The organism is Actinomadura latina NBRC 106108, from assembly GCF_001552195.1.
Lineage (GTDB): Bacteria > Actinomycetota > Actinomycetes > Streptosporangiales > Streptosporangiaceae > Spirillospora > Spirillospora latina.
In genome coordinates this window covers 1-9,951 of sequence record NZ_BCQS01000055.1, presented here as the reverse complement: position 1 = coordinate 9,951, position 9,951 = coordinate 1, and the positions used below count along the sequence as shown (strand labels likewise).

The following is a 9,951-nucleotide window of genomic DNA, read 5'->3' as shown; positions in this document are numbered from 1 at the left end:
CAGGGACGGCGCGGACTGCTGCGGTACGTGGTCGTAGTACCCGGTGAAGTTGTACGCGTGGTGCAGTGACACGAACAGCTTGAGACCCTTGGCCCGGATGGCGTCGGCATGCTGCCGCAGCAGGTCGAGCCGGGGCCCGGTGGCCACCGAGTTCCATTCGTTGACACCGCTGTTCCACATCGAGTAGCCGTCGTGGTGCTCGGCCACCGGTCCGGCGAACTCGGCTCCGGCGTCGGCGAAGAGCTGTGCCCATTCGCCGGGGTCGAAGTCGCCGCCGGCGGACTTCAGCTTGGGCGCGAACTGCACCCAATTGCCCGCCCTGTCCCAGGCTCCGTTGATGAAGTTGTGGTACGGCCAGGCAGCGGGATCGCCGTAGACGCTCTTGTGATGGTTGTTCTCGTTGGACCCGCCGATGTACATGTTGCGCGGGTACCACTCGTTGGCGAACGCGGGAACGCTGAACACGCCCCAGTGGTAGTAGATGCCGAACTTGGCGTCCTGGAACCACTCCGGAGCCGGCGGATGCTGGTCCACCGATGCCCAGGCCGGGGTGTAGCCGCTGGGTGCCGCGGCCCGCGCGGTTCCCGCCCTGAGGAGACCGCCGGCCGCGGCGATCCCGGCCGTGACGAGCAGCCTGCGACGGCTGAACCGTAATGACGACGAAGACGCGACCGGACCTCGTGTTATCGCTAACATTCTGCGACTCGTCTCCGCTCCAACAGGTTGAAGGTGATGGGGCGGAGTGAATATGACGACACAAGCTCCGTCAAGGCCTCGGCGGGCTCTTCGCGTGCCGAAGGTGGACTCACCTGGCCTGACAAGTAGCGGTGCCACTCGCGGCAAGAGGTGCGTTGATGAAACGTTCATCCCCTTTCACGAGGACCTGGCACACGACGAAACGGAATAACCCTTCTGCCGAAGGCGACATCCCGATCGCCGGGCATTAGCTAGACACGCTGCACTAGGGCTCAGGGCGGTAGACGTGGTCCCGCTCGCGCCGCACGAATAGCGTGTCCGTGGTCTCGGTGCCCTGAGCCCGGAGCTCGCGCTTGAGAACCTTGTTCGTCGCCGTACTCGGCAGGTCGGTGGCGATCCGGACGAACTTCGGCCATGCCTTCGGCGACAGGTCCGGCTGGGCATTCAGGAACTCCTGGAGATCGACGGGCGTGAGGGTCGCGCCGTCGCGCAGCACCAGCGCGCACATGAGCTGGTCGCCCGGGGCGTCGGCGTCCGGTACGCCGTACACCGCGGCCTGGCTGATCGCGTCGTTGCGCAGCAGCACCCGCTCGATCGGCGCCGCCGCGAGGTTCTCGCCGTCGACGCGCAGCCAGTCGTCGGTGCGACCCGCCAGGTACATGAAGCCTGCTTCGTCCCGATAGGCGAGATCGCCGGACCAGTACATGCCCCCGTCGAGCCGCTCGGAGGTCGCCTGTTCATCGTTGTAGTAGCCGGCGAAGAACCCGGCCCCGGTGGTGTTGACGAGCTCGCCGACCGCCTCGTCCAGGTTGGTCACCCGGCCCAGGTGGTCGAAGACGGCGCGCGGGCACTCGGTGCGGGTGTCGCGGTCGTAGACGGCGACGCCGTCGAACGGCTGCCCGATGGAGCCGGCCGGCGTGTCGTCAGTGCGGGTGATGATGACCGCGGTCTCGGTGGAGCCGAAGCCGTCCCACACGGTGCAGTCGAAGCGACGGGCGAACTCCTCGATGTCGCGGTCGCTCGCCTCGTTGCCGAACGCGACACGTAGTGGGTTGTCCCGGTCGTCGGGCTGTTCCGGCGTCGCGAGCAGGTAGGCGAGCGGCTTGCCGACGTAGTTGAGATAGGTCGCACCATAGTGGCGCAGGTCGCTGAGGAACCGGCTTGCGCTGAACTGGGCCGGCGCCAGAGCGGCACCGGCGTGGGCGTGCACGGCGTATCCGGCGAGGATGGCGTTGCTGTGGAACATGGGCATCGAGGAATAGACGATGTCCTCGGTCGTCAGGTCGAACTTGTCGGTGAGCGTCGCCCCCGACATCACCGCCATGAAGTTGGCGACCCGCACGGCCTTCGGCTCCCCGCTGGTGCCGGAGGTGAAGATCAGCATGAAGGTGTCCATCGCGTCGACCGCCGGGAACCCGGCGGTTCCACGCGGTGCGTCGGCCACCCGGTTGAGCCAGTCGACGTCGTCGGTGTCGACCACCGTCGCGCCGCCGAGGCCGAGCCCGCCGAGCAGGGCCAGGTGCCGATGATCGGTCAGCAGGACCTGGCAGTCGGCCCGGCGTACGTCGGCCGCGAGACTCTCGCCGCGCCGGATGGTGTTGATGCCGACGGTCACGTGCCCGCCGAGCGCACCCGCCGCGATCGCCATCGCCATCTCGGGGCTGTTCTCCATCAGCACGCCGACGTGAACCGGCCGGCCTGGGTCGGCCATCGCGTGCAGCACGTGCGCACGGGCGGCGCTCTCGCCGAGGTAGTCGCGCCAGCTCCACACCTGGTCGCCGTACTTCAGGCCGGGCGTGTCCCGCTCCGCATGCTGGAGGAGGAGGGCCTGGACGGTGTCAGACACGGGACGGCTCCGATGCGGTCGCGGTGGGCGAGGCGGCGGCGGAGGGAACAGCCAGGTGGCGGCTCAGGAACGCCACGACGTGGCGGGTGGCGGCCTCGTGGAAGGGCTTGCCGGCGAAGAGGTCGAAGTGGTCGCCGGGGTAGTGCCGCACCTCGGCGCGACCGGCGACGGCCGCCTTCGCCGCGGCGTACGGCGGCGCGCTCCTGTCGAAGTCGCAGATCTGGACCAGCCACGGGACCCGCAGCGACTTCGCGTCCTTGGCGGGCGTCCGGCCGCCGAGCTCCATCACGACGTCGGCGGCGATCTCGTTGCGCCAGGTCGGGCCCGCGAGCGCGAGGTAGTCCTCGTAGGCGCCGGGCAGGGTCAGCGCGCCGGGCTCCCCGGGACGAGCCACGACCGGGATCATCGTCGGCGCGCGGCCGGCCTTGCGTCGTACGGCCGAAGCGATGCCGCGGCCGGTGGAGGCGAGCAGCTGGGCCGGGCGGTGGTGCTTCGCGGCGAGCCGCGCGGCGGCGAGCCCGTCCACGAGCGGCACCGCGGAGACGACCGCCGCGACGTCGTCACGCGCGGCGGCGACGGAGACGACGTGGCCGCCCGCGAGCGAGATGCCCCAGAGCGCGACCCGTTCGGCGTCGACGCCCGGAAGGCGCCTCGCTGCCTCGACCGCTGCGTGCCAGTCGGCGACCTGGTCGGCGACGGACACGCACTGGCGCGGACCACCGTCGCCGGCGTCGCTCGCGCCGAAGCCGCGGTAGTCGAAGGTGACGGCGTGGAAGCCCGCCGCCGCGAACGCCTCGGCGAACGGCTGGAGGCCGGAGTCCTGGGTGCCGGCGAGGCCGTGGCCGAGCACCACGACGGGCGCACCGTCCGCGCCGGCGTGATGCGTGGCGGCGCAGCGCACACCGGCCGAGGTGAAGTCGAAGGTGGTCACGCGATGCCTCCGTAGATGCTGGTCATCCAGATGTGCGTGAGCGCGTCGACGTGCTGCTCACGCGGCGGCTCACCGCCGAGCGCATGGCGCTCGAGGGCGTGGTCGTTCAGGTCGAGGAGTACGGCGGCCAGGCCCGCCGCGTCCGGACCGTCGGTCGCGTGCCCGGCAGCCCGCTCCCGCTCGATCATCTCCGCGACCATGCCCGCGAACTCGGCGCGGCCCGCGTCCCAGCCCTCCCGGACCTGCGGGTTCGCGGCCCTCGCTTCGAGCAGGGCGCGGTAGGTGTGCGGCGAGGCGTCGACGGAGTCGAAGAGCGAGTCGAGGACCTGCCGGATCCGCTCGCCGGGATCACCCTCAGCCTTGACCAGCAGGTCGGTCGCGTCCGACGCGGCGTCGTACAGGTCGGCCATCAGGGCGAGCACCGCGGCGGCCTTGCTCTCGAAGTAGAAGTAGAACGCCGAGCGGGTGACGCCGGCCCGCCGCGAGATCTCCGCGACGTTGACCTCGTCGAGGGTCTGCTCGCGCAGCAGGTCGTCGAGGGCCTGGAGCAGGGCCGAGCGGCGCTGGTCGCCGCGGTTGGCACTGCGGCGGTCGACCAGCCGCGCCCAGGTGCGCTCCTCGCTCACCCGCGCGCCTCCACGGGCTGCCGCGCCTGCTGCCGCCCAGCTCGCTCCATGCCCGCGGGGATCTCGCGGGTGCGCAGGTCGTGCTCGTAGAGGAAGTAGTCGAGCTGCTGGGTGTGCCGCGGCCGCTGCACCATGTGGGCGGTGTACTTCTGCTGGTCCTCGTCGATCACACGCTCCATCTCGGCGACCGGCGGCGGCGCGTAGCGGCCGACGAGCCAGGCCGCGACCAGCCGGGTCTGGCACTCGACGAACGGGAACAGTGTCGGCGTCGCCTGGGCGAACCCGATGAACGCCACGTCGTCCATGCCCGGCTTGAAGATCCGCTTGTAGAGGCGGATGTGGTTCTCGGGCGCGCTGAGGAAGCCGGGGTCGAAGAACGGGAAGGTGATGTTGTAGCCGGTGGCGTGGATGACGACGTCGAAGTCCTCGGCGGTGCCGTCGGCGAAGTGCACGGTACGACCGTCCCAGCGCTCGATGTCGCCCTTGGCCCGCAGGTCGCCGGAGCCGAGCCGCAGCGGCAGCTCGACCGACTGCGTCGGGTGCGCCTCGAAGAACTTGTGGTTGGGCTCGGGCAGGCCGTAGTCGGTCGGGCGGCCGGCGGTCAGCGGCTGCATCACCTGCAGGAACTTGCGCTGCCACGCGAACGGGATGTGCGGGGAGGTCTTGTAGTACTTGTCGGCCGGCGTTCCGGCGAAGTACTTCGGCACGATCCACGCACTGGACCGCGTCGAGATGACGACCTCGTTGTCGAGTGTCCTGCTGGAGAGCTCGACCGCGATGTCGGCGGCGCTGTTGCCCAGCCCGATGATCAGGATCCGCTTACCCGTCAGGTCGTACGGCGTCCCCGGGTCGATGTAGGCGTGCGAGTGCATCGTCAGGCCGGTGAACTCGCCCGGCTTGTCGGCGAAGCGCGGGTCCCAGTGGTGGCCGTTGGCCACCAGGAGCACGTCGAAGCGACGTACGCCGGTGCGCTCGGTCTCCAGCAGCCAGCCGCCGTCGGGGTGCCGCTCGGCGTGCACGACGCCGTTCTCGAACTCGATCCGGCGCCGGATGTCGAACGCGTCGGCGTAGCTGTCGAGGTAGTCCTTGATCTGGGTGTGGTGCGGGAAGTCGGGATACTCCTCGGGCATCGGGAAGTCTTTGAACGACAGCTGGTGCTTCGAGGTGTCGATGTGCAGCGAGCGGTAGGCGCTGCTGTGCCCGTTGGGGTTGCCGAAGGCCCAGTTGCCGCCGACGCGGTCCGAGGACTCGAACGTGGCGTACTCCAGCCCGTAGTCCTCCAGCATCTTGCTCATCGTCAGCCCACTGATGCCGGCACCGATCACGGCGACCGTCGGACCACTCATCGGCTACTCCTCGGCATCTGCTTGACAACCTGGCGTGACGCCCGTCACGTTAGGACTGCAATTGACACGTGTCAACAGATACCGACGAGCGTCAGGATGGTGGCGGATGAGTGAGCAGCGCACGGTCGTGGTGGTCGGGGGCGGGTCCGGCCTCGGAGCGGCGACGGCCGCGCTGCTGCGGTCGCAGGGCGACATCGTGGTGGTCGCCGACCTCCCCGGCACGGCCGCCGACGTCGAGGTCGACGTGACCGACGAGGGAGGAGTGGAGGCGCTCTTCGAGGGCGTCGTCGCGGAGCACGGGCGCTTCCACGGCGTGGTCAACTGTGCCGGCACGAGCACGCTCTCCCGAGTCGTCGACCACGATGCCGCGGAGTGGCGCCGGATCGTCGACGTCTGCCTCACCGGCGCGTTCCTCGTGCTCAAGCACGCCGGACTCCGGGTCGCCGACGGAGGCGCACTGGTGTCGCTGACCTCCCTCAACGCCCGCCAGCCCGGCACCGGCCTGGCTGCCTACTGCGCCGCGAAGGCCGGCCTCGTGGCGCTCACGGAGGTCGCTGCGCTCGAGCTCGCGCCGCGCCGTGTGCGCGTCAACGCAGTGGCGCCCGGACTGGTCGTCACGCCGCTGACGGCGCCGGCGATGGACATACGCGGGGTCAAGGACGAGTACGTCGCCAACACGCCGCTCGGCCGACCGGGGAGCCCGGATGAGATCGCCGCATCCGTGCGCTACCTGCTGTCGGACGACGCGGCGTGGATCACCGGCGAGACCCTTGACATCAACGGCGGTGCCCACCTGATGCGCTACCCGGATCTCGCCGGACTCGTGGAGAAGGCGTTCGCATGAGCCTCGCGAGCAGATCCGCGATCGTCACAGGCGGCGGCTCGGGCATCGGAGCCTCGCTCACCGCGGCACTTGTCGGCTGCCGAGATCGGGTGCTATGGGCTGGCGGGCCATACCGTTAGTCCGCTCGACGTCGTGGCGGAGGCACAGCATGCCGAACGGCCCGGCGTCTTGCGCGGCATTGGTCACCGATGTGCTCCCGGTTTCGCATCCAACTGCGTTGAAACGAAAGAGCCCAGGTCGGCTTCTGTGGGCTGACCTGGGCCTGGGGGGTGGGCGATACTGGGATTGAACCAGTGGCCTCTACCGTGTCAAGGTAGCGCTCTCCCACTGAGCTAATCGCCCTTGCGTGCGAGGTGGAGACGGGATTTGAACCCGTGTACACGGCTTTGCAGGCCGTTGCCTCGCCTCTCGGCCACTCCACCAGAGCGAGACCTGATGGGGCCTCTCAGAGCGGACGACGGGATTCGAACCCGCGACCCTCACCTTGGCAAGGTGATGCTCTACCAACTGAGCCACGTCCGCATGCTGGTCCGGGGGTCGCCCCCCGGGCTTGTATGGACAACTCTAGCGGAATCCTGGAGTGCTTGCGTACAGAGCCGGAGCGTCCTCGGTGAGTTCGGCGTGGAGGGTGTTCCAGAAGTCGAGTTCCTTGTCCTCTTCGAGGTGGGCGATGCGGCCCCAGAACTCGCGGTCCTCGGCTTCGTGGGCGGCGGCGAGGGAGAGGGCGGGCATGAGGGTGGTGCCGGCGTCCGCCGCGTCGAGGTCGGCGGGGGTGACGTCGGCCGGGAGGGCGGCGGGGGTGGAGGGGCGGTGGTGCTTCCCGCGCTTGCGGACGCGGATCGGCGGGGTCGTGGGGGCCTTCGCGGCGGCGGCGCGGCCGGCGGCGAGGGCGACGGTGCCGCAGAGGATGAAGGCGAGGATGCCGCCGAGGACGACTTCCTGGGCGGGGAGCTGCTCGGTGGGGGCGCTGTGCTCGATCTCGTGGGTGTGCGTGGACGTGACCGGGGCGCCGACCTGGTCGATGGTGGGGGCGGGGGCGGCGTGCTTGGGGGCGTACTTGGTCTCGACCTTGACCTTGGAGGGGTAGCCGTAGCCCACCACGTTGCCGGTGTCGCGGGTCTTGCGCATGAGCTTGTAGCCGTCGGCGTTGCCCTCGATGGTGTGGAGGGTGTGCCCGTCGACCTTCTCGACGATGCCGACGTGGTCGATCTGGTCCATGTCGCCGGAGCCGTTCCAGTCGTAGAAGACGATGGCTCCGGGTTCGGGGTCGTGGCCCCAGGCGTCGTGCTTCTTGAACCACTTGGCGTGCTCGACGGTGGAGGCGAACTGCCCGGCCTGGCCGGGGACGTCGGCCTTGTCGGCGGCCCAGGCGAGGAACATGTCGCACCAGGGGGCGGTGGAGAAGTACTCGTCGTGGTCGCCGTCGACGTTCTTGCGGTACCACTCGCCGAACTTGGTGTAGCCGTTGCCCTTCTCGGTGTAGCCGAGTTCCTTCGTGGCGATGTCGAGCAGCTTCTTGCCGACCGGGTCCATCTCGCTCCCTGCGCAGGCTCGTTCGGGCAGGGTGCGCCCGACCGGGGGGACGGAACGTGCCCCGTTCCAATGGTCACGTTCCGATCTCGACGGAATGTAGCCGAGGTAAACGGCGGGCGGCAAGCTGTTCCAGGTAAACGGTCAAAACGGACTACTCAGTAGTAGCCACGCGGGAGGACGGTGACCGGACACGAGGCCGCCCGCAGGACCTTGAGGGCGACTTCCCCAAGGAAGACCCGGTGGGCGGCGGCGTCCTCGCTGGACGCGCAGACGAGGAGTTCGCTCTCGGGCCAGTCGACGTCGTCCAGCGCGTCGGCGACGTCGTCGCCCTCGGCGAGTTCGGCGGACACCTCCTCGGGGAGCAGGTCGGCGGAGTCCTGGGCGAGCCGGATGGCGAGCGCCAGGTCGTCGCGGAGCGGGTCGGCGTCTACGTCCCCGATGGCGAGGGTGACCAGGCGGAGGGGGACCTCCAGGCGCTCGGCGGCCTGCGCGGCGCGGATGACCGCCTCGTCGCACTGGGGCCGCCGGACGTACATCACGGTGATGCGGCCGAGGTCGTCCGGCTGGCTGTAGCCGGACGGGGCGAGCATCACGGCCTCGGTCGCCGAGTGCAGCAGGTGATCGGCGGCGGCGCCGACGCCGATGCGGCCGCGGGCGCCGCCCTCGGGCGAGCCGACGACGATCAGGTCGGCGCCGATCCGGCTGGCGAGCACGGTGAGCCCGCGCCCGACGCTGCGCCCCTCCTGGACGATCAGGTCGGCGGGCCGGCCGTCCAGGAGGTCGGCGAGCGGGTCCAGTACGGCGCGCGCCTCGCCGGCGGCGGCGGGGAGGTCCGGCGGGTGGACGTTCGCCACGCTCAGCCGGCCGCCGGTCAGCGCGACGATGCCGCGCGCGAGGTCGAGCGCCTCCCGCCCGCCCGCGTCGGGGACGTATCCGGCGAGCACGTGTTCACCGATCATGTACCCGAGCATTCCCCCGTGACGGCCTGTCAGACCAGATGGGATTTGAGGTAGTTTTTCCTGGTTGTCGCTGTTTGGGGGGATATTCATGGGTGGCGAGGTGTCCGACCTCGAATCCGGCCGCTGGACCATCGACCCGGTCCACTCCGAGATCACCTTCGCGATCCGGCACCTGGTGACCACGGTACGCGGGACGTTCCCGGACTTCGGCGGCGAGGTCGTCATCGGGGACGACCCGCTCGACTCCAGCGCCCGCGCGGAGATCCGGATGGGCTCGATCGACACCCGCAGCCCCGAGCGGGACGAGCAGGTCCGCTCCGCCGGCTTCCTGGACGTCCAGCGGCACCCGGTCATGATGTTCGCCGCGACCGGGGTCGAGCGCGCCGCCGCCGGCCGCCGCGCCCGCGCGCCCCGCTACCACCTCGACGGCGACCTGATGATCAAGGACGTGACCCGCCCGGTCCGGCTGCTCACCGAGTTCCACGGCGTCGGAACCGACGCCTGGGGCGGGATCCGGGCGGGCTTCGCCGCGACCACCGCCATCAGCCGCCGCCACTTCGGCATCGAGTTCAACGTCCCGCTGCGGGGCGACCGGGTCATGCTCGGCGACGAGATCACGATCGGGCTGGAGATCCAGGCCGTCCTCACCACCGTCGACGCTCCGGCCTGACCCGGCGCGGTCGCGTCCGCCTAGGAGTGTGCTGAACAAGGGGTGATGTGGGCGGGAAGGGCGCCGACATGGCCGTCTGTGCGGCTGGTTGGGTCAGGCCCCGTGGGGTCGACAAAGTGGTCGCCCTTCCCGCGTGGTCCAGCTTGGTGGAGGGTCGGGGGGTGTGCAAGGGACGGGCCGGGCCCTGGGCTGGGGGCCTGGGTTGTCAGGCCAGTATCCAGCCCTGGCCGGTGTGGGTGAGGCCGAGGTTGAGCAGTCGGCGTAGGTTGAGTCCGGCCAGGCGCAGGTGGAGCCAGAGGTCGCCGTTGGTAGTGCCGCGGTGGCGGAGTTTGCGGGCGCGGCCGTGCGGGCCGATGAGCCAGACGATGGAGCGTTCGACCATGGGCCGGTGCTGCCGGTAGGTGTCGCGCAGGTCGGGATCGGTGGCCCAGCCGGCGCGGGCTTGCCGCAGGATCGCATCCTGTGGATGAAGGGTGAGGCTGCGGCCGTCCTTGCTCTTA

The 9,951-nt window shown here is 70.0% G+C and carries 10 protein-coding genes and 3 tRNA genes; 2 read left to right on the top strand and 11 right to left on the bottom strand.

Annotation, left to right across the window (positions count from 1 at the left end; all coding sequences use genetic code 11):
• The 5 genes from AL2_RS35705 to AL2_RS35685 all read right to left on the bottom strand — a co-directional run.
• A partial coding sequence (locus tag AL2_RS35705; protein WP_174550910.1) for an alpha-L-fucosidase occupies positions 1–696 on the bottom strand: 696 nt, incomplete at its 3' end.
• Between the two features lie 265 nt (positions 697–961).
• Complete coding sequence (fadD1, locus tag AL2_RS35700) at positions 962–2,542, bottom strand: fatty-acid--CoA ligase FadD1 (protein ID WP_067641715.1); 1,581 nt, start codon at positions 2,540–2,542, stop codon at positions 962–964.
• Positions 2,535–3,473: an alpha/beta fold hydrolase gene (locus AL2_RS35695; protein ID WP_067641713.1), complete on the bottom strand. Its 939-nt coding sequence runs from the start codon at positions 3,471–3,473 to the stop codon at positions 2,535–2,537. The genes fadD1 and AL2_RS35695 overlap by 8 nt, the downstream gene beginning before the upstream one ends.
• Positions 3,470–4,099 carry a TetR/AcrR family transcriptional regulator gene (locus AL2_RS35690; RefSeq protein WP_083947261.1) on the bottom strand — a complete coding sequence of 210 codons (630 nt, stop codon included), beginning with the start codon at positions 4,097–4,099 and terminating at the stop codon, positions 3,470–3,472. The genes AL2_RS35695 and AL2_RS35690 overlap by 4 nt, the downstream gene beginning before the upstream one ends.
• Positions 4,096–5,445: a flavin-containing monooxygenase gene (locus AL2_RS35685; protein WP_067641711.1), complete on the bottom strand. Its 1,350-nt coding sequence runs from the start codon at positions 5,443–5,445 to the stop codon at positions 4,096–4,098. The genes AL2_RS35690 and AL2_RS35685 overlap by 4 nt, the downstream gene beginning before the upstream one ends.
• Before the next feature lie 106 nt (positions 5,446–5,551).
• Between AL2_RS35685 and AL2_RS35680 the strand changes: the two genes are divergently transcribed.
• Complete coding sequence (locus tag AL2_RS35680; RefSeq protein ID WP_067641709.1) at positions 5,552–6,289, top strand: SDR family NAD(P)-dependent oxidoreductase; 738 nt, start codon at positions 5,552–5,554, stop codon at positions 6,287–6,289.
• Between the two features lie 270 nt (positions 6,290–6,559).
• On the opposite strand, the gene AL2_RS35675 is transcribed toward AL2_RS35680, so the two are convergent.
• From AL2_RS35675 to AL2_RS35655, 5 genes are all read right to left on the bottom strand, one after another.
• Positions 6,560–6,631, bottom strand: a tRNA-Val gene (locus AL2_RS35675).
• 9 nt (positions 6,632–6,640) lie between these two features.
• Positions 6,641–6,711 (bottom strand) — tRNA-Cys (locus tag AL2_RS35670).
• Between the two features lie 27 nt (positions 6,712–6,738).
• A tRNA-Gly gene (locus tag AL2_RS35665) sits at positions 6,739–6,811 on the bottom strand.
• A gap of 42 nt (positions 6,812–6,853) precedes the next feature.
• On the bottom strand, positions 6,854–7,822 hold the full coding sequence (locus AL2_RS35660; RefSeq protein WP_067641708.1) for a CHAP domain-containing protein: 969 nt from the start codon (positions 7,820–7,822) through the stop codon (positions 6,854–6,856).
• Between the two features lie 155 nt (positions 7,823–7,977).
• On the bottom strand, positions 7,978–8,781 hold the full coding sequence (locus AL2_RS35655) for a universal stress protein (protein ID WP_067641717.1): 804 nt from the start codon (positions 8,779–8,781) through the stop codon (positions 7,978–7,980).
• 88 nt (positions 8,782–8,869) lie between these two features.
• Here AL2_RS35655 and AL2_RS35650 point away from each other — a divergent pair, with 88 nt between their 5' ends.
• Complete coding sequence (locus tag AL2_RS35650) at positions 8,870–9,451, top strand: YceI family protein (protein ID WP_067641706.1); 582 nt, start codon at positions 8,870–8,872, stop codon at positions 9,449–9,451.
• 205 nt (positions 9,452–9,656) lie between these two features.
• On the opposite strand, the gene AL2_RS35645 is transcribed toward AL2_RS35650, so the two are convergent.
• The coding region (locus AL2_RS35645) for a transposase (protein WP_174550909.1) at positions 9,657–9,951 on the bottom strand (295 nt) is incomplete at its 5' end.